Here is an 18,736-nt window from a genome sequence, read left to right as displayed (position 1 = left end):
ATGGGGTTGTAAAAATGAAAATTACAATTGGATCAAAGAATCCAACGAAAATAGCAGCAGTTCAAACAATATTTCCAAATGCTAATGTTACTAATTTGGATGCTCCATCACATGTTTCGGCACAGCCTTTTTCCGATGAAGAAACAAGACAAGGTGCGATCAATCGCGCAAAAACCTGTGTAAAGGAGAATCCCAACTCTATAGGTGTCGGTCTTGAGGGTGGGGTTATGTATATAGACGAAGAACTTTATTTATGTAATTGGGGTGCGCTTGTTGATCACAAACAAACTATTTATACAGCAAGTGGTGCAAGGATTTTATTACCTCCCGAAATACAAACGCAATTGGCAAAAGGTATGGAGCTTGGAGATATAATGGATCAATATGCACAGAAAAAAGAAGTGAGAAAAAAAGAAGGGGCTATTGGTATATTTACAAATGAAATAGTTAGTAGAGAAGAAATGTTTGTACATGTGGTAAAACTATTACGCGGACAGTGGGAGTTTTATAATAGAGACTAAAAGCAGCGGCTAATCCACCCGCTGCTTTATTTCATTCGTAAATATATGCTAGTACCTCTAATGCTTGGTCAACGGTTTCTACAGTGACACTTGCTTTATTAGATAACTCTTTTAATGGATGTATTAATGAAGACGGACGAACAATAATTGTTGGTTTGTTCATCGTGATAGCGGCACTTGCATCCATTGCTGTATTCCATTGTTTATATTTTTCACCAAATAAGGCGATTACGACATCAGATTTTTGCATTAAAACTTGAGTTCTGAAATTATTAATGCTGGAAGCAGCATCATCTTTATATACATCTCCTGGCTGTTTTCCCAGTATATCCTCACCAATATTATCTGATCGTTCGTGGTTTGTCTGTGGTGCTACAAATTTTAACGGAAGATTCTTTTCTTTGGCTTTCTTTTTAACGATCTCACGCCAATTGTCATGTATTTGTCCTGCTAAATAAACTGTTAAATCCATAAAAATCCCCTCCATTACTTTCTAAACATTATATTTCCATTTTATCGACTTTTCGTAACAATGCAATGTTTCAGCAATACTTACAAAAATCTGTACTTGATATATCTCGAATTCGTAGTATTATAATAGAGGGTAAAAAGAACTATATCGCAGGAGGAAATAATGTGAGAAATATATTACGTATTGCGCCAGCTGTGTTCCTATTACTGACTATTGTTTTAAGTGGATGTAGCATGAAGTCTGAGGAAGAGGCGCTAAAAGATGCAAAAGAAATTGCCTTAGAGTCATTTAATAATAAAGAAAAAATAGATCCTAATCATAAATTAGAAAGTTTTGCGCTCTATTTACCAGATGAATTAGAGGTAAAAGAAGAATCTAAAAGCAACGTAATTTTAGAAGACGGAGATCAAACGTATATTGTTTTTTATAATAATTTGGAAGAACCAACAAGTCAGTTAAGCTTTGAATCAGCAAAAAGAAAAGAAGCATTGGTAATGGAATCTTTTAATGATAATGATAAATTCGGTTATATTCGTATCATGCCTAACAAAGGTGATGGCTACGAGATGCAGGTTGGAGTAGGTGGCGTAAAAATCACTACCTACACATCGAAAGGCAAAATGGATAATGATGCAAATAACTTAATGAAAATTTCTAGATCTATTGCTGTAGCAAATGAAGGACCCAACAAATAAACTCATGCTATCCTTTGTATAATCGAAAGGATAGCTTTTTTATTTGTATCCTAAGAGAAACAAAGATACTATTGTAATGGAGGTTGATGAAAATGAAAATATTAAATACAATAGATGAATTAAATAAATGGAAAAAAGAAGGTAACGTAATTACACTATTTACTGCCGATTGGTGTCCAGATTGTCGTGTGATTGAACCAGTTTTACCTGAAATAGAAAATGAAAACCCTGATTTTACTTTTGTAATGATTGATAGAGATCAATTTATTGAATTATGTCAGGAGTATGATGTATTTGGTATACCGAGTTTTATTGCTTTTAAAGATGGGCAGGAAATTGGAAGATTTGTTAGTAAAGAACGTAAAACGAAAGAACAAATCACCGAGTTCATTGAGGGGCTCCCTAATTAATAGATTCAAGGAAGTAAGGAGAGCAAAAATATGAAAATGACTAGCTTGAAAATGAAAAAAATATTGGAAGAGAAATTAGAAAATCCTAACTACCGCATTTCTTATAACAGAGATAAAGATACTTTACGAATTGAATGGAAGGAAACGAAGCAAGGTATGTCCGTTACACTTCCGAATGTAGTCGCAAAATATAACCAACGTGGTGAGGAAGCGATAGATGAATTAGTCGACCATGTTTTAGAAGCGTTAAGAATCATGAATAAAGACCATCAGTTAACAGGTATGGAGAAACATATATATCCAGTTATACGGGCCACTTCATTTGCTACAAGAACAAAAGCAGGAACAAAATTAGTATGTAAGGATCACACTGCAGAGACAAGGGTTTATTATGCATTAGATTTAGGCAAATCCTATCGATTAATTGATGAACCTATGCTTGAAAAAGAAGGTTGGACAAAAGAAAGAATAGACGAAATTGCGACATTTAACATTCGTTCACTTTCAAATGAATATAAAAAAGATACAGTTGCAGAAAATGATTTTTATTTTATTGCACAACAAGATGGTTATGATGCCAGTCGAATATTGAACGAGGCATTTTTAGAAGAGATGAAGGCAAATAGTAAGGGTGAGTTAGCAGTTGCAGTTCCTCATCAGGATGTTCTAATTTTTGCTGACATTCAAAACAAAACAGGTTATGATATATTAGCGCAGATGACGATGAAGTTTTTTGCGGAAGGAAGAATACCGATTACATCTTTATCGTTTATTTATGAAGATAAGGCACTTGAACCTGTATTTATTATGGCAAAAAACCGACCAGAAAAGTAAGACGAAAGGATGAGCAAAATGGATGTATTTTATAATCCTAAAGGTATTGGTGATGTTTTAATTATTCCATTAGAAGATGGTAACCGGTATGAGGTAAATGAAAAGAAAGTTGGAGATATTACGAAAATTACGGACCAGCAAGGTATAATTCTCGGATATAATATTTTTCAAGCATCTACCTATTTAAGCTTATCAACAATTGGAAAAATTAAATTAACCAATCCATTATTAATGGAAATAAAAAAAATTTTTGAAAAAAATAATGTAAATGACGCACTTGATTTTGATTTAAGTCCAAAATTTGTTGTTGGATTTGTAACAAGTAAAACAGCCCATGAAAATGCTGATAAATTAAGTGTTTGTCAGGTTGATGCTGGAGACGAGAACCTACAAATTGTTTGTGGTGCGCCAAACGTTAAGGAAGGTCAGAAAGTGGTAGTTGCGAAAGTTGGAGCGGTTATGCCGAGTGGACTTAAGATTAAACCGACACAATTACGAGGGGTTCCTTCGAATGGTATGATATGTTCGCAAAAAGAACTGGGATTACCAAACGCTCCTAAAGAAAAAGGCATTTATGTGCTGGATGACAGTTATACAGTTGGAGAATCGTTTGATTTTTAACGAAAAACAACCTACGTCTTTTTGACAAAGGTTGTTTTTTAAATCCAAAAGGTGAGGCATGTTTGCCCAGTGGTTCTAGCCATTTGCCCGCGTGGAACTAGATGTGGTCAGTGCTTATGTGAAATATACTATGTAATTCTAGTAAAATTAAAAAAACTGTTTGCACTCTACAAACACCGAGAAAAACTGATAAAATAAAAATGAATGATTTTTTTAGCAAAGAAATGAGTGAAAACAAATGTGGGATCAATGGAAAAAGAAAATTAAAGATTTATTTTTTGAGGAAGTGCCCGAAGAGAATGAACAACATGCGATAAGCAGAGATGATAAAAGAGATAAAAGAGAACAAGGTATACATACAAAAGTGACCTATCAGTATCCAAACAAAAAATCTTTTCGGTTTCCCGTGATACCAGATAAAAAAAGTGAAAAACATACAATGGAAAAACCTGCTTTTGAACGAAAAAATGACAACAAACAATTTTCTGCACTTCATAGAACAAAGGACGGCAACCAAAGGAATACTAGAAAGCAGCCGAATAAAGAAGATGAAGCTAGCAGAACACAATCAATGAAAACAGAAGGAAAAATTGATAACAAACCATTTCAGCCAACACAAGTAGCATCGCCAATTTATGGATTTAATCCAAGGAAAAAAGAAAAAGAACTGGATAATGTTCCAGCGTTTGTACGTAAACAAACCACTGTAGAAAAGGAAGATAAGGAAGAAAAAGAAGAAACACATAGACAAATTGAGTCAGAGGTAACCACAAATGGTGATAGACAAGTTGAAACTGATGAGAAAGAAGTGTCGGATGTGGAAAGCGACAATTCTAATGAAAGCATTGAAGGTATGCAACTAGGGAAAGAATCGGAAACAGTTGAATCTTTACAAGAACTGAACAAACAAACAACAACAATCCATCAAAATAATGAATTTAAAAATAATATGAAAGAACAAAATAGAAATAAGGAGAAAAGACAACCTCGTTTGACAAATAAAGAACAACCTAATAAGGAATCTGTTTTACCATTTAACGTCATGATGTCAGCAAATGATAAACGTAGGTATAAAGAGAAAATGCGAAAACAAAAATCTCCTGTAGAAGCGAACAAAAATAATGTTATTCCTTTTCATTTACTAAATGATCCTGCACCTGAAAATAATCAGGACCAATTATGGATTAAGGAACAACAAGAATTATTAGAAAAAACGTTAAAGTATTTTAATGTTAGGGCCAAAGTTGTTAATGCAACACAGGGACCTGCCGTGACAAGGTTTGAAGTGCAACCCGAATTAGGGGTAAAAGTAAGTAAAGTGAAAAATTTAAGTGATGACTTAAAATTAAATATGGCGGCAAAGGACATTCGAATTGAAGCACCCATTCCTGGTAAAAATACAATTGGTATTGAAATTCCAAACCTATATTCACAAATGGTTGGGTTACAGGAGATATTTGCAACGGAAGCCTTTAAAAATAGCAATTCTCCTTTAACGATTGGATTAGGATTGAATATTGAGGGTTCACCACTAGTTACCAATATACAGAAAATGCCTCATGGACTTATAGCTGGTGCAACAGGCTCAGGAAAAAGTGTGTGTATTAATACAATTTTGGTTAGTCTACTGTATAAAGCCAATCATGATGATGTTAAATTTTTATTGATAGATCCAAAGATGGTGGAATTAGCTCCATATAATTCTATACCGCATTTAGTTTCTCCGGTAATTACAGATGTAAAGGCTGCAACGGTCGCTTTGAAGTGGGCAGTAAGTGAGATGGAGGACCGGTACGAGAAATTTGTACATGAAGGTGTCCGTGATATTGAACGATATAATCAGAAAATGAAAAAACAAAACCGTATTGATGAAAAAATGCCGTTTCTTGTAATTGTAATTGACGAATTAGCCGATCTTATGATGGTCTCTCCTCAAGATGTAGAGGATGCCATTTGTCGTATTGCCCAAAAAGCAAGGGCTTGCGGAATCCATTTACTAGTAGCTACACAGAGACCTTCTGTAGATGTAATCACTGGATTAATTAAATCTAATATCCCAACACGAATTGCGTTTAGTGTATCATCACAGGTTGATTCAAGAACGATTATTGATACGAGTGGTGCTGAAAAACTATTAGGAAAAGGTGATATGTTATTTGTGGAAAATGGTGCTGGCAAAAGCGTGAGATTACAAGGTGCGTTCGTTTCCGATGAAGAAATTGAAAGAGTAACAAAGTATGCTAGGTCAATCGCACCACCAAACTATTTGTTTGAACAGGAGCAATTATTAGAGCAAATTGCTGTTGACGACGATGCAGATGAACTACTGGAGGAGGCTATTGCATTTGTTGTTGGGCAGAATAGTGCTAGTACTTCATTATTGCAGAGACACTTTAAAATCGGCTATAACCGTGCTGCACGTTTGATGGATACAATGGAACTAAAAGGGATTATTGCTCCGCAAAATGGTAGTAAGCCAAGAGAAGTATTAATCTCACAGACGCAGTTAGAAAGCATGCAGGAATAAAGAAATTAAATCTTCCCACTTGTGGAGTGTCGATTGTTTTATTATGATAGGATATAAAGTGAAACTTCAGGTTAACACAATTACCGTTAAGGAGAAGCTATTATGAAAGAAATCGAACAGAAGCTAAATGGGAAGATAAAGCGTTTAACAAATAAAACGTTTAAGTTTGATGAACGAATAGGGGAAGGTTGGTTTTCTGCAGTATATTTTTTAAAAACAAAGGAAATGGCTGAAAAAAAGCTCCCACATAATCATGTTACGATGCAATTTTTTCAAAAAGAAAATGCAGTCTTATGTGGAACCGATGAGGCTATTGCATTATTACATACATTTGCAGAAGACCCAGAGAAGCTAGAGGTTAATTCTTTAAAAGATGGAGATAAAATTAGTCCATATGAAACAGTTTTAACTGTTTCTGGACCATACCAGCATTTTGGTTTTTTAGAAGGGATTATTGACGGGATATTGGCACGAAGAACATCAGTAGCTACAAATGTATATAATGTCGTAAAAGCAGCCAGATCTTCTGGAAAACAAAAACCTGTTATTTTTATGGGAGATCGGGATGATCATTTCACACAACAAGCTGGTGATGGATACGCAGCCTTTATCGGTGGGTCTACCGCACAAGCAACCCATGCTATGAATGAGTGGTGGGGAAAAGAGGGTATGGGAACAATGCCACATGCTATGATACAAATGTTTCGCGGAGATGTAGTGGCTGCATCACGGGCATACCATGAAATGTTCCCAGAAGATGAACTTGTTGCACTTGTTGACTATAACAATGATGTAATTACTGATTCGTTAAAAGTAGCTAGAGAGTTTGGTACGGAGTTAAAAGGAGTTCGGATTGATACATCTCGAACACTTGTAGATAAATACTTTTTACGTAATCACCATTTAATGGGTACATTTGATCCGAGAGGTGTGAATCCTGAGTTAATTTTTGCTTTAAGAAAAGCACTGGATGAAGACGGCTATTCGCATGTAAAGATTGTTGTTACAGGTGGATTTACTGAACAACGTATTGAGCATTTTGAAAAACTGGGTGTGCCTGTAGATATGTATGGAGTTGGTCGAAGCTTACTTAAACTTAATATTGGTTTTACAGGGGATAATGTTCTGTTGAATGGTACACCAGAAGCTAAAGAAGGTAGACGTTATCGTCCAAATGCTCGCCTTGAACCGGTTGAATATTATAAACAAGAACGGTAATTAATTATAAATGTATATTAGCAACAAGGGCCGTAAAATATATTATTTCACTACTAACTAAGATTTGCTATAATTAGGTAATAGCTATCTGAAAGTTAAATGGCTCAATCCTTTTTACACGTACACTTGGAGGTTCTTTTTTATGACAACTTACCATTTTATTGGTATAAAAGGGACTGGAATGAGTGCATTAGCACATATTCTTCATGATTCCGGTGAAAAAGTGCAAGGCTCAGACGTCGATAAACGCTTTTTTACTCAGGAAGCATTAGAAGATAAAAACATTCCTATATTCCCTTTTTCAGAAGATAACATCAAAGATGAATACACGATAATTGCAGGTAATGCTTTTTCAGATGAACATATTGAAATTAAAGAGGCAAAACGAAGAGGAAATACCTTTTATCGATATCATGAATTTTTAGGAGAATGGTTAAAACAGTATACAAGTATCGCTGTTACTGGTGCCCATGGAAAAACATCAACAACAGGTCTACTAGCACACGTGCTCGATGAGGCGTATCCAATATCCTATTTAATTGGAGACGGGACAGGTAAAGGGCATGTTGATAGTAAGTATTTTGTTTTTGAAGCATGTGAATATCGTAGGCATTTTTTACGATATGAACCAAACTATGCGATTATGACGAATATTGATTTTGATCACCCAGATTATTTTACAAGTATTGATGATGTATTTGACGCATTTCAAACGATGGCAGACCAGGTCAAAAAAGGAATTATTGCATGCGGTGATGATGAACAGCTGCAGCAGATTCAAGCAAAGGTACCTGTTATGTATTACGGATTCGCTGATACAAATGATTTTCAAGCACAAAATGTTAATGAAACAGCAAATGGAACTGAATTTGATGTATTTGTACGTAATACATTTTATGATACCTTTACAATACCGACGTTTGGAAACCACAATGTTCTTAATGCTCTATCAGTTATTGCAATCTGTCATTATGAAGGTATGAGAGCGGAAGACATCAAAAAAATAAGCACATTTAAGGGCGTTAAACGCCGTTTTACGGAGAAAAAAATTGGTGATCAAATTATAATTGATGATTACGCACATCATCCAAAGGAGATTACGGCAACAATTGATTCTGCAAGAAAAAAATATCCAAATAAATCTATCGTAGCTATTTTCCAACCACATACGTATACTAGAACAAAAACATTTTTACAGGAGTTTGCAGATAGTTTGAGCTTAGCAGACCATGTATATTTATGTGACATATTTGGTTCAGCGAGGGAAGAAAGTGGTAAACTTACGATAAATGATCTGCAGAAGCTAATTAATGACAGTTCTATTTTGGAGTTGTCACATACAGATAGTTTGCTTGACTTTAGAGATAGTGTGTTGATATTTATGGGTGCTGGTGACATTCAAAAGTTCCAACAAGCTTACGAAGAAAAAATTAATACATTGAACAATGATAATGAATTAAAAAATGCGAGATGAATTAAATTAAGAGTGTTGTTTAAAAAAGAGTCTGTTTTCAAAACGGACTCTTTTTTTGATAATTTTTGAAGGATATTAGTACAATTTTGTCGAAATGGTTAAAATAATACCTAGTAGCAGATTACTTATCAGGTTTTAGTGTTATAAAAAAGGGTATTACTGTTAAGTAAGGAAGTTATAGGTTAAAATAATAATATAAGATATCAAAGGAGCTGAACATTTACATGGAGATCTTGTTATATAGTGCCGCATTAATCGCTGCTGTAGCTTTTGCGATATTGGTAGTATATTTAGCAATGACACTAAAAGCAAGTACACGTACGTTGAATAACGTAGCAAATACGCTTGAGGGTCTAGAAAAGCAAATGCAGGGCATTACAACAGAAACAACAGCATTACTAAATAAAACAAATAAGTTAGCTGAAGACATCAGTGAGAAATCTACAAAGTTGAATGGACTTTTTGATGGTGTAAAGGGTATAGGAGAAACAGTTAAGGAATTTAACCAGTCACTAAATCAAATTGCAACTAGCATCTCCAAATCAGCATCACAAAATCAGGACAAAGCTACACAAGCGGTAAAGTGGGGATCTGCAGTAGTTGATTTGTGGAAAAAGAAAAAGAATAAATAAAAATATTTGAGGAGGAATTGGAATGGGAAATCAACAAGATCAAAATATTAACAGTAAAGATTTTATAATTGGTACGTTAATTGGTGGAATTGTTGGAGCATCCGTGGCATTGTTATATGCACCAAAAGCTGGTAAAGAATTACGTGGGGACATTAACCAAGGCGCTTCTCAATTTAAAGATCGTGCAAATGAATGGAAAGACACTGCATTTGAAAAAGGTTCTGACTGGAAAGAGAAAGCATATGTGAAAGGCTCAGATTTTAAAAGTAAAGCATTAGACTCCGCAAAAAATGTTTCACAAAAAACACAGGGTTTAACCAAAACGGTACAAACAAAGTTACAGGAAAAAAGAAATAAGGAAGAGGAAGCACTTGAGGCAGCAGAAGAAGTTGCAGAGGCAATTGAAGAAGCATCAGATCAAGTAGAGAAAAAATAAGTCTATTAAGAGATACATAAAGGCTAGGGATTTGCATCCCTAGCCTTTACTAATCCCATATAATTTCTAAATCATCGCCATTGTGAATTGGCTCATAAAATGTTGTGGTTTGTTTATTATTATATAATTGAAATTTACCATTTGCATTTGATAGATCAAGATCAATATATCGAAAAACATCTTGAAAAATAAACGACTCTTGTGCTTCTTCTTTTATTTCTATACGATCATTTGGGTTAATTATAGTATCAAGGCTAATTTCAGTTTTATTTCTAAAGATATGGATACGCTGTTGTTTTATTACGACTGGCTTTTGATTAAACGTGACGTTAATTGTATCCCAATAGGTTTGATTAGCATAATTTACTATATCTTGTGCAGTTATTTTTGTAGCGCGTGATATATTCAATTGATCACCATGTTTTAGGACCTGATTTAAACTGGCTTCTTTATCGTTTAAGAATATATTCGTTTTGCCTTCATTGATTTTAATTTCTTTGTTATTCAAATAAACAATAAATGGTTTAATTGTATGCAATTTTTCGGAGCTCACTAATGTTAGAAAATCCTGAATCGTTTTAGGTTGTTTTATATCTATTATGTCATTATCTTTAACGATATAATCCTTATCCTTTCGATTATCATTTACGTAGAATTCCGGTTTTATCTTAACTGGATTACCATTGAAATAAACGGTAGATGATGGAATTTCACCAATCAGTTGATCAATTGTAATAGAAGGCTCTTCACCATCTATTCCTTTATCAATCGATATCACATCATCGTTATGAATGACAGTTTCAACACTTGCTCTTTTCTTGTTTAACGTAAGAGTAGGAGCCTTGCCATATCCTCCTGGTAATGTTACTTCTTTTCCGTTAACAGTTACTATTATAGCAATACCTGGTTTTCCATATAATTTATTAATTTCAATTCCAGCTTGTACTAAACAATCTCCAATAGTTAATTGTTTCATTTCGAACATGCGGATTACTTTGTGATTAACGGTGACACTTACATACTGAACTGGACTCTGTTTTGCTGCAATGGCAATACCAATTGGTGTTACATAGTCCGGACCTGTCGGCAGGTTTTCCGTTTTTGTTAGATTTTGTATTGCTTCAATTCCCCGTACTGCTACCCGGTTTTCCGGCAATTGTAATTTCTTAGCTACTGATTTTGTTATTTCAGGGGTTAAACTTCCACCACCGACAAGCATGACTGCTTTTGGAGGTTTAGAATTTAACATTATAATTTCTTCAGCTATCGCATCCGCCAATTTATCAATATGCAATCTAATATCATGAACTAATGTTTCATATGTGATGGTAGTTTCAAAGCCTAGTATATCCTGTACGATGTCTTCTCCGGCTTCAACGATCATTCGCTTAGTTTGTTCTGCCCTAGGAAAGTCTAATAAATATTGTTCACTTATTGCCTCTGTAATTTCGTCTCCTGCAATTGGGACCATGCCATAGGCTACAATTGTACCTTTATCTGTAATGGCAATATCACTCGTTCCAGCCCCTATGTCAACTAAAGCAACATTAAGCCTTCTCATGGACTCTGGAATTAACACATGGATAGCAGCAATAGGTTCTAGAGTCAATGCTTCCATTTCAAGATTAGCTCTATTTAGTGCAGCAAGTAGAGATTCCACAACTACTTTTGGCAAGAAAGTCGCTATGATTTCAACTGTTGCAGTGTCACCACTTTGATCAATAAGCGAACCAATTAATTCTCCATCAAGCTTATAGTGTAAAATAGAGTAACCAACACAATAGTAGTTTGTATAATCATTATTTTGTTCTTCAGAAGATAATTTTAGCTGAGCAGTTTGGACTGCACTCAATTCCAAATGCTTGATTGTGTCACTTTCCATAATAGGTTGTTGGTTTAAATCGATACTAGCCTCTGCTTGTGTTGTTTTTAAAGCTCGACCGGCTGCAGCTACACAAACAAATCGAAGCTCACCGTATGTTTCTTCTAGTGCAGCTTTTACCTCCTGGATTACCTCTGCAACTGCAACTACGTTATGTATCTGTCCATCAAGCATGGACCTTACCTTATGTTCTTTTGTATAAAAATCAACAATAGAAAATTTATCATTCTGTTTTTCTAGTATAATTCCAGTTACAGATCTGGTGCCAATATCCAATGCAAATACGCGATCTTCCATAATAAAAAGTTCCTTTCAAGAAAGAATATACTCATTATTATAAACTTTTTAATGACAAAGGGAAAATTTTTAGCTATAATGGTCTCTAATTATAAAAAAATATAGTATATTTTTTCTATAAGAGGGATGTTCAAAAAGTCACCAAGTGATAAGCGTTGAATCTCTTCGTTGGCTTGCTTCTCTGCTCCTTATGTACCTTCATGTACACTTCGGGGCTCGGAGCTACGCTGCCTTGATTTTCTCTTCTAATTTGGCAACTTTTTAAACACAACTATAATAAACTGTATTAGGGGGCGGAAAAATGAGTGAAATGGAACAATTACGGAAACAATTAGATGACGTAAATTTAGAATTACTAGAATTAATTAATCGTCGTGCTAAGCTTGTACAAGGAATTGGAAAGATTAAGAACAAACAGAGTATCAAACGATTTGACCCTGTTCGTGAGCGGGATATGCTTAATCAAATTACTGCACACAATGATGGCCCTTTCGAGAATTCAACAGTTGAACATATTTTTAAAGAGATTTTTAAAGCTAGTTTAGAATTACAAGAGGATGACCATCGAAAGGCATTGCTCGTTTCAAGAAAGAAGAAGCCGAATGACACTGTAATTGATATTAAAGGTGAAAAAGTTGGTGATGGTACGACAAGTTACGTTATGGGACCATGTGCGGTTGAAAGTTATGAACAGGTTGCCCAAGTAGCTCAAGCGGTTAAAAAACGTGGAATTAAATTACTTCGAGGTGGAGCATTTAAACCTAGAACCTCACCATATGATTTTCAAGGTCTGGGCCTTGAAGGATTACAAATATTAAAACGAGTAGCTGATGAATATGATTTAGCGGTTATCAGTGAAATTGTAAATCCAGCTGATATAGAACAGGCAATAGATTATGTAGATGTTATACAAATAGGTGCACGTAACATGCAGAATTTCGAATTGTTAAAAGCCGCTGGTGACGTTAATAAACCTGTATTATTAAAACGAGGATTATCTGCAACGATCTCTGAATTTATCAATGCAGCTGAATACATTATTTCCCGCGGTAATGGAAACATCATTTTATGTGAACGTGGTATCAGAACTTATGAAAAGGCGACACGAAATACACTTGATATCTCAGCAGTACCAATTTTAAAACAAGAAACGCATTTGCCGGTAATGGTTGATGTTACACATTCAACGGGACGCAGAGATTTATTACTACCAACTGCAAAAGCAGCACTTGCAATTGGTGCAGACGGGGTAATGGCTGAAGTGCATCCAGATCCTGCAGTTGCGCTTTCAGATTCGGCACAACAAATGGATATTCCATCGTTCAATTCATTTTTGGATGAATTATCTAAATACGCTACAATTGCTTCCCATTCATAAATTTTAAAGGCTGATCTACAATTGATCAGCCTTTATATTTTTTTAATGCTTGTTTTGTGGTAAAGTATGATATATAAAATAGTGCGCTGTACACGGGAGGTTAAGCAGAATGAATGTAACAATATATGATGTAGCAAGAGAAGCAAATGTATCAATGGCAACGGTGTCAAGGGTTGTCAATGGAAATCCAAATGTTAAACCAGTAACGCGTAAAAAAGTATTAGCTACAATTGAACGATTAGGATATCGCCCTAATGCTGTAGCAAGGGGACTAGCGAGTAAGAAAACAACAACGGTAGGTGCCATAATTCCAGATATTTCGAGTATCTTTTTCGCTGAGCTAGCGAGAGGTATTGAGGATATTGCGACAATGTACAAATATAATATTATTTTAAGTAATTCGGATCAAAACAAAGATAAAGAATTACAATTGATTAACACGATGCTGGAAAAACAAGTTGATGGTATTTTATTCATGGGTGGGAACGTTACAGAAGAGCATGTACAACAGTTTAAAAGTGCATCTGTTCCTGTAGTATTGGCAGCGACATATGATGATACAGATACCATTCCATCGGTGAATATTGATTATGAAGAAGCAGCATATGAAGCAACAAAGTTTTTACTTGATCAAGGCAATGAACATCCAGCATTTGTATCTGGACAAAATGATACCCTTATAAATAAGCAAAAATATGAAGGTTATCTAAGAGCAATGAACGAGGCTTCTGTCACATTAAATGAAGCGTATATAATTAAAGGTGATTATTCGTATGATTCAGGGCTAGAGGCGATGGAACAGCTATTAGCATTAAATGAAAAACCAACAGCTGTTTTTGTAGCTTCTGATGAAATGGCTCTTGGAGTTATTCATGGTGCACAGGACCAAGGCTATTCAGTCCCTGAAGATATTGAAGTGTTTGGTTTTGATAACACTAGACTTGCAACAATGGTACGGCCAACTTTGTCTACAATTGTACAGCCAATGTACGATATTGGGGCAGTTGCAATGCGGTTATTAACGAAATATATGAATAAGGAAGAAGTCTCAGAAAATAAGGTTGTCTTACCACATAGAATTATTGAAAGAAACTCAACAAAAATTAAATAATGTCGATATAAGAATAAATCATAGAGATAGATGTAATTTAATGATTTATGTATCTTAGTTTGGGGAGAGAGCGTATGAGAAAAAGAGATATATTAACTCCAATCGGCATTACTTTAGGATTCATCATGATTATGCTTGCAATTTTAACAAAAGGTGGTAGTCAAGGGGTCACTTCCTTTCTCGATGTTTCTTCCATCTTCATTGTAATTGGTGGGCTTGCTGCTTCATTGATGATCAATTTTAAAATGGAACAGATGAAATTGGCGTTGAAAGTGATCAAAGAAGCATTCCATAAAAATGATCAGGAGCTTCCTAGTCTTATTCGATTATTTGTTAAATTATCGGAACGAGCAAGACGTGAGGGAATCCTAGCTTTAGAAAATGAATTAGACGAAGTTGATGATACATTTATTAAAAAAGGTATTTTACTTGCGGTTGATGGAATAGAGCCTGAAGTAATTAATGATATTATGAATGCAGAAATTACTGCGATGGAGGATCGTCATTATAAAGGACGGGCAATCATCGAGAAGGCTGGTGAATACGCACCAGCATGGGGGATGATTGGAACACTAGTCGGTTTAGTTCTAATGTTAAATAATTTGCAAGATCCAACAACACTAGGACCTTCCATGGCAGTGGCATTACTAACCACACTTTATGGAACAGTACTTGCAAATTTGGTATTTATTCCGATGGCAAATAAGTTAGAGAGTAAAACGGAAGAAGAAATATTTATGAAACAGATTATTATAGAAGGTGTAATAGGCGTCCAATCGGGGCAAAACCCAAGAATTCTTGAGGAAAAACTAAGCGCATTTCTTTCCAATGAAACGAAAAACAAAGAAGAAGAAAATGAGGAAACCGCCTTTGCGGGGGAGAGCGTAAATGAAGCGTAGACCGATCAAACGAAAGAGGGATAAGGGCGCTCCTAAATGGATGGTTACCTATTCAGATATGGTAACATTAATTCTTGTCTTTTTTATTCTATTATTTTCAATGTCACAAATTGATCTAGTAAAGTTTGAAGCTATTTCTGAATCATTTCGTAATCGAATGATTTTTGACTTTAATCCATCACCAGTACCAATGGATAATCCAACCGAGAATACGAGCGATCAAGAGAGTAGGAAAAATTCTAATGAATTTGAAAGTACAAAGCAATTAAGTGATCGTGATGACAATGCAGGTGAAGAAGATTCGTTAAATAAATTAATGAACGACGTCGAAATATACTTAGATAAAAATAAATTAAATAACGTCATTTCTGCTAGCAGAAATGAACGAGGTGTTGTATTAGTTTTACAGGAATTAATTCTGTTTGATCCTGGTGAAGCAACCATACTTAAAAAAGGTGAACCGTTCTTGAATAAAATTGGTTCATTACTATCAAAAATACCAAACAGAATAAAAGTAGAAGGGCATACAGATAGTAAGCCGATGGAAAGCTTCAGGTATCCATCTAACTGGGAGTTATCAGGCGCCCGTGCAAGTAGTGTAGTCCGATATTTAGTGGACAAAAACGGTTTTGATGAGTCTAGGTTTACAATTGTTGGCTATAGTGATACAAAACCCTTGGTTCCTAATGACAGTCCTGAAAATATGAGCAAAAATAGACGAGTGGAAATTGTTATATTAGAAAATGATGAAGAAGTTAGCTAGTATAATAAAAGAGAGGGGAGTCTCATGATATGAGACTCCCTTTTATTGTTGATTATATTTTATTCTTCGTGTATTTCAATGCACTTAGTAGGATTTTGTAGTTTTTTTCACTAATTTCTGCTTTACGTGGAATTGTTGGTACTATATTCTCGGAGTCCTGCCATGTAGTTGGTAATGTTACTGGTGCTTTTTTCTGCCATTTGCTCAGCCAGGATTCTGGTATAGAACCCAGTTTTACATTACTATTTTTCATTACATTCCATATTTGCGACCAAGCTCGTGGAACAACTCGCCAGATGTCATAGCCACCCCCGCCTAATGCGACCCATTTTCCATCACAATATTGATGGGCTAATTCATGGGCAAGCTCGGGTATTCTTTGATAGATTTCCATTGTCCCACATAAATGTGTTAATGGATCGTGTGTGTGTGCATCCGCACCGTTTTGGGTTATGATAATATCTGGTTTATAAAAATCTGCAATTTCCTTGAAAGCGGATTCATATACTTGTATAAACGATTCGTCTTCCGTGAATGCATCAATAGGTAGGTTGAAGGAAAATCCATGACCTTCTTTAATCCCTCGTTCATTTACATTTCCCGTTCCTGGAAAAAGATATCTACCAGTCTCATGTATGGAGAATGTACAAACGTTTGGATCATCGTAGAAAGCCCACTGTACACCATCACCATGATGGGCATCTGTATCCACATATAAGACTCTTAAATTATATTTTTCACGTATATACTTAATAGCTACTGCACCATCATTATACACACAAAAGCCTGATGCTTTTCGTTTAAAGCCATGATGAAGACCACCACCTAGGTTAAGTGCATGTAATGAATTTCCTTGTAATACTGCATCCACAGCAGCGAGTGTTCCACCTACTAAGTAACTTGATGCTTCATGCATATTTTTAAAGATAGGTGTATCTTCTGTACCGAGTCCATACTCTAGGCCCTCTTCCTCAGACAAATTTCCAATACTTGCTTTTTTAACCGCGTTAATATATGCCTTGTCATGAAAAAGTGCTAGTTCTTCTTCAGTTGCCATCCTAGGTTCAATGATATCACTTACAGATAAAGTGTCTGATGCTTCTAATAATTCTTTTGCCAATAATACTCTTTTTTGGTTAAAGGGATGATCCGAATGAAAATGATAATTTAAAAATGCATCAGAAAAAACAAAAGAGGCTTTACAGGTCATGATTTTGGCCCCATTATATTATTTGGCCACATTAACTCATAACCCTCATCTCTTATATCTTGGATGACGGGCATTGGATTCATTGTCTGTATTCTGAAAACTAGAATTTTATAATTCGGATCATCATGATACGGATAAACTAAAACGGATGTAATATTTGTTTTTCGCTTGCCAAATATGGAAGCAACCTCAGGTAAAATACCAGGTTTATGAGGAACCTTAACCTCAATATGTGAGCTTTGTACATTAGTACCTGTTAATTGGATGAGCGTGTGCAGCATATCTTTCTCAGTAACAACGCCAATAAGTTTGTCATTACTTACAACAGGAAGGCAGGCAAATTCCTCTTCGTAAAAAATCCCGGCAATTTCTTCCACAAAATCTAATGGATGAACTGTAACAACTGGTGTGCTCATAATCGATTGAATTTCGTTTTGTAGTACATTTTGGTCTGTGTCTTTGCTAAAAATAGATGGACTTGCATCTCTAACGTCTCGATCTGAAACAATACCAATGACACTTCTATCAGAATTTATGATAGGGATATGTCTAATACGGTGTTCATGAAGTAACTGTAATGCCTCGGCTATCGTTGCTTTTGGTGATAGTGTAATGACACGAGTATTCATAATTTTTTCTACTTGCATTATAAACCCTCCCTCATGTTTCGATAGTTATGTCTTTGTAAAAAACGAAGCGTATCGAATTGTTTAATGGATTCCTTTGGTACATGTTCACCAATTCGTACCATCAAGCAGTTAGCTGGATGTGAAATAATCTCTGGATCATCAGTTGGTGCGGGTAAAAGACCACCGGCTGCCATCATTTTCTCCATGACTTTACGGTAATTCCAGATACTTAATTGTGTACCTTTTAAATCCCAATGCCAATAATATTCAGTAGAAATAATAATATAATTTTCCATGTAATCATCCATCATAGAAACCTGTAATAGTCCTGAAGCAATTTTTGCACCACGATATGCAGGAATAACTTCAACTGCACCCAATTCAATAAGGTCTTCCATATTAAATTTGGACCATCGTTCTAGAGGATCCGGGTGTAAATAGGTTACATAACCGATGATTGTCTCCTCTGTTCTAGCAATAATAATACGTCCCTCTGGAAAATCAGCAATGCTTTTAACAGCTTCAAATTGCTTATCAGCTGGACGAAAAGCAGTTAACTGTTCATGGAAATGATAGTTTTGTAATTCTAATGATGAAAGGGGACCTTCAATCTTGATTGGTCCATTTGCGGAATTCCGTGTTAATGAATGGTAGGTTTTGCTATGGTTCATTAATTCACCACCTATCGAGAGATTACCAATCGTTATATTTTTTATTATACAGGATA

General features: G+C 35.2%; 19 protein-coding genes. 14 read left to right on the top strand and 5 right to left on the bottom strand.

Features of this window, described 5'->3' with window-relative positions; translation table 11 throughout:
- Positions 1-14 precede the first annotated feature (14 nt).
- A complete protein-coding gene (locus CS937_RS12645) occupies positions 15-521 on the top strand; it encodes a DUF84 family protein (RefSeq protein ID WP_099158811.1) in 507 nt (168 codons plus the stop codon).
- Between the two features lie 31 nt (positions 522-552).
- Here the strand turns inward: CS937_RS12645 and CS937_RS12640 are convergent, their stop codons facing one another.
- Positions 553-993, bottom strand: a complete 441-nt coding sequence (locus tag CS937_RS12640) for a YtoQ family protein (RefSeq protein ID WP_099158810.1) — start codon at positions 991-993, stop codon at positions 553-555.
- Between the two features lie 164 nt (positions 994-1,157).
- Here CS937_RS12640 and CS937_RS12635 point away from each other — a divergent pair, with 164 nt between their 5' ends.
- The 9 genes from CS937_RS12635 to CS937_RS12595 all read left to right on the top strand — a co-directional run bounded on the left by CS937_RS12635 (position 1,158) and on the right by CS937_RS12595 (position 9,840).
- A complete protein-coding gene (locus CS937_RS12635; protein WP_099158809.1) occupies positions 1,158-1,688 on the top strand; it encodes an outer membrane protein assembly factor BamD in 531 nt (176 codons plus the stop codon).
- 92 nt (positions 1,689-1,780) lie between these two features.
- The gene (locus CS937_RS12630; RefSeq protein WP_099158808.1) at positions 1,781-2,098 is read left to right on the top strand and encodes a thioredoxin family protein; all 318 of its coding nucleotides are present in this window, start codon (positions 1,781-1,783) and stop codon (positions 2,096-2,098) included.
- A gap of 30 nt (positions 2,099-2,128) precedes the next feature.
- Complete coding sequence (locus CS937_RS12625; protein WP_099158807.1) at positions 2,129-2,932, top strand: DUF1444 domain-containing protein; 804 nt, start codon at positions 2,129-2,131, stop codon at positions 2,930-2,932.
- An 18-nt stretch (positions 2,933-2,950) separates the two neighbouring features.
- The gene (gene ytpR, locus CS937_RS12620; protein WP_099158806.1) at positions 2,951-3,553 is read left to right on the top strand and encodes a YtpR family tRNA-binding protein; all 603 of its coding nucleotides are present in this window, start codon (positions 2,951-2,953) and stop codon (positions 3,551-3,553) included.
- Positions 3,554-3,791: 238 nt separating this feature from the next.
- Positions 3,792-6,080 (top strand): DNA translocase FtsK, encoded by a 2,289-nt coding sequence (locus tag CS937_RS12615; RefSeq protein WP_099158805.1) that lies wholly within the window; start codon positions 3,792-3,794, stop codon positions 6,078-6,080.
- Positions 6,081-6,182: 102 nt separating this feature from the next.
- Positions 6,183-7,298: a nicotinate phosphoribosyltransferase gene (locus CS937_RS12610; RefSeq protein ID WP_099158804.1), complete on the top strand. Its 1,116-nt coding sequence runs from the start codon at positions 6,183-6,185 to the stop codon at positions 7,296-7,298.
- 142 nt (positions 7,299-7,440) lie between these two features.
- Positions 7,441-8,772, top strand: coding sequence for a UDP-N-acetylmuramate--L-alanine ligase (gene murC, locus CS937_RS12605; protein WP_099158803.1), 1,332 nt, complete (start codon positions 7,441-7,443; stop codon positions 8,770-8,772).
- A 224-nt stretch (positions 8,773-8,996) separates the two neighbouring features.
- Complete coding sequence (locus tag CS937_RS12600; RefSeq protein WP_099158802.1) at positions 8,997-9,404, top strand: DUF948 domain-containing protein; 408 nt, start codon at positions 8,997-8,999, stop codon at positions 9,402-9,404.
- A gap of 22 nt (positions 9,405-9,426) precedes the next feature.
- A complete protein-coding gene (locus CS937_RS12595) occupies positions 9,427-9,840 on the top strand; it encodes a YtxH domain-containing protein (RefSeq protein WP_099158801.1) in 414 nt (137 codons plus the stop codon).
- Positions 9,841-9,889: 49 nt separating this feature from the next.
- Here the strand turns inward: CS937_RS12595 and CS937_RS12590 are convergent, their stop codons facing one another.
- Positions 9,890-12,019: a cell division protein FtsA gene (locus CS937_RS12590; RefSeq protein ID WP_099158800.1), complete on the bottom strand. Its 2,130-nt coding sequence runs from the start codon at positions 12,017-12,019 to the stop codon at positions 9,890-9,892.
- A gap of 301 nt (positions 12,020-12,320) precedes the next feature.
- On the opposite strand from CS937_RS12590, the gene CS937_RS12585 reads away from it, so the two are divergent.
- The 4 genes from CS937_RS12585 to motS all read left to right on the top strand — a co-directional run bounded on the left by CS937_RS12585 (position 12,321) and on the right by motS (position 16,170).
- Positions 12,321-13,397, top strand: a complete 1,077-nt coding sequence (locus tag CS937_RS12585; protein WP_099158799.1) for a bifunctional 3-deoxy-7-phosphoheptulonate synthase/chorismate mutase — start codon at positions 12,321-12,323, stop codon at positions 13,395-13,397.
- Between the two features lie 109 nt (positions 13,398-13,506).
- A complete protein-coding gene (gene ccpA, locus CS937_RS12580; RefSeq protein ID WP_099158798.1) occupies positions 13,507-14,508 on the top strand; it encodes a catabolite control protein A in 1,002 nt (333 codons plus the stop codon).
- Positions 14,509-14,582: 74 nt separating this feature from the next.
- Positions 14,583-15,407: a flagellar motor protein MotP gene (motP, locus tag CS937_RS12575; protein ID WP_099158797.1), complete on the top strand. Its 825-nt coding sequence runs from the start codon at positions 14,583-14,585 to the stop codon at positions 15,405-15,407.
- Entirely contained in the window at positions 15,397-16,170 is a 774-nt protein-coding gene (gene motS, locus CS937_RS12570) for a flagellar motor protein MotS (RefSeq protein ID WP_099158796.1), read from the top strand. The genes motP and motS overlap by 11 nt, the downstream gene beginning before the upstream one ends.
- A gap of 52 nt (positions 16,171-16,222) precedes the next feature.
- Here motS and CS937_RS12565 read toward each other — a convergent pair whose 3' ends face one another.
- The 3 genes from CS937_RS12565 to CS937_RS12555 are packed head-to-tail and all read right to left on the bottom strand — an operon-like array spanning position 16,223 to position 18,680.
- Positions 16,223-17,380, bottom strand: coding sequence for an acetoin utilization protein AcuC (locus tag CS937_RS12565; RefSeq protein ID WP_099158795.1), 1,158 nt, complete (start codon positions 17,378-17,380; stop codon positions 16,223-16,225).
- Entirely contained in the window at positions 17,377-18,027 is a 651-nt protein-coding gene (locus tag CS937_RS12560) for an acetoin utilization AcuB family protein (RefSeq protein WP_099158794.1), read from the bottom strand. Before CS937_RS12560 ends, CS937_RS12565 begins: the two co-directional genes overlap by 4 nt.
- Entirely contained in the window at positions 18,027-18,680 is a 654-nt protein-coding gene (locus CS937_RS12555; RefSeq protein ID WP_099158793.1) for a GNAT family N-acetyltransferase, read from the bottom strand. The genes CS937_RS12560 and CS937_RS12555 overlap by 1 nt, the downstream gene beginning before the upstream one ends.
- Between the last annotated feature and the right edge of the window lie 56 nt (positions 18,681-18,736).

It is taken from the genome of Virgibacillus ndiopensis (assembly GCF_900187325.1).
In the GTDB taxonomy this organism is placed as follows: Bacteria; Bacillota; Bacilli; order Bacillales; family Amphibacillaceae; genus Virgibacillus_E; species Virgibacillus_E ndiopensis.
Note: the sequence above shows the minus strand (reverse complement) of the source record. Positions and strands in the feature narration are given on the sequence as shown.

Bases quoted from the DNA above. Each gene is read 5' to 3' on its own strand.
- CS937_RS12590 (WP_099158800.1), bottom strand. From the start codon at position 12,019: ATGGAAGATCGCGTATTTGCATTGGATATTGGCACCAGATCTGTAACT.
- CS937_RS12595 (WP_099158801.1), top strand. From the start codon at position 9,427: ATGGGAAATCAACAAGATCAAAATATTAACAGTAAAGATTTTATAATT.
- ytpR (WP_099158806.1), top strand. From the start codon at position 2,951: ATGGATGTATTTTATAATCCTAAAGGTATTGGTGATGTTTTAATTATT.
- CS937_RS12600 (WP_099158802.1), top strand. From the start codon at position 8,997: ATGGAGATCTTGTTATATAGTGCCGCATTAATCGCTGCTGTAGCTTTT.
- CS937_RS12565 (WP_099158795.1), bottom strand. From the start codon at position 17,380: ATGACCTGTAAAGCCTCTTTTGTTTTTTCTGATGCATTTTTAAATTAT.
- CS937_RS12625 (WP_099158807.1), top strand. From the start codon at position 2,129: ATGAAAATGACTAGCTTGAAAATGAAAAAAATATTGGAAGAGAAATTA.
- motS (WP_099158796.1), top strand. From the start codon at position 15,397: ATGAAGCGTAGACCGATCAAACGAAAGAGGGATAAGGGCGCTCCTAAA.
- murC (WP_099158803.1), top strand. From the start codon at position 7,441: ATGACAACTTACCATTTTATTGGTATAAAAGGGACTGGAATGAGTGCA.
- CS937_RS12645 (WP_099158811.1), top strand. From the start codon at position 15: ATGAAAATTACAATTGGATCAAAGAATCCAACGAAAATAGCAGCAGTT.
- ccpA (WP_099158798.1), top strand. From the start codon at position 13,507: ATGAATGTAACAATATATGATGTAGCAAGAGAAGCAAATGTATCAATG.
- CS937_RS12640 (WP_099158810.1), bottom strand. From the start codon at position 993: ATGGATTTAACAGTTTATTTAGCAGGACAAATACATGACAATTGGCGT.
- CS937_RS12555 (WP_099158793.1), bottom strand. From the start codon at position 18,680: ATGAACCATAGCAAAACCTACCATTCATTAACACGGAATTCCGCAAAT.
- CS937_RS12585 (WP_099158799.1), top strand. From the start codon at position 12,321: ATGAGTGAAATGGAACAATTACGGAAACAATTAGATGACGTAAATTTA.
- CS937_RS12610 (WP_099158804.1), top strand. From the start codon at position 6,183: ATGAAAGAAATCGAACAGAAGCTAAATGGGAAGATAAAGCGTTTAACA.
- CS937_RS12560 (WP_099158794.1), bottom strand. From the start codon at position 18,027: ATGCAAGTAGAAAAAATTATGAATACTCGTGTCATTACACTATCACCA.
- motP (WP_099158797.1), top strand. From the start codon at position 14,583: ATGAGAAAAAGAGATATATTAACTCCAATCGGCATTACTTTAGGATTC.
- CS937_RS12615 (WP_099158805.1), top strand. From the start codon at position 3,792: ATGTGGGATCAATGGAAAAAGAAAATTAAAGATTTATTTTTTGAGGAA.
- CS937_RS12630 (WP_099158808.1), top strand. From the start codon at position 1,781: ATGAAAATATTAAATACAATAGATGAATTAAATAAATGGAAAAAAGAA.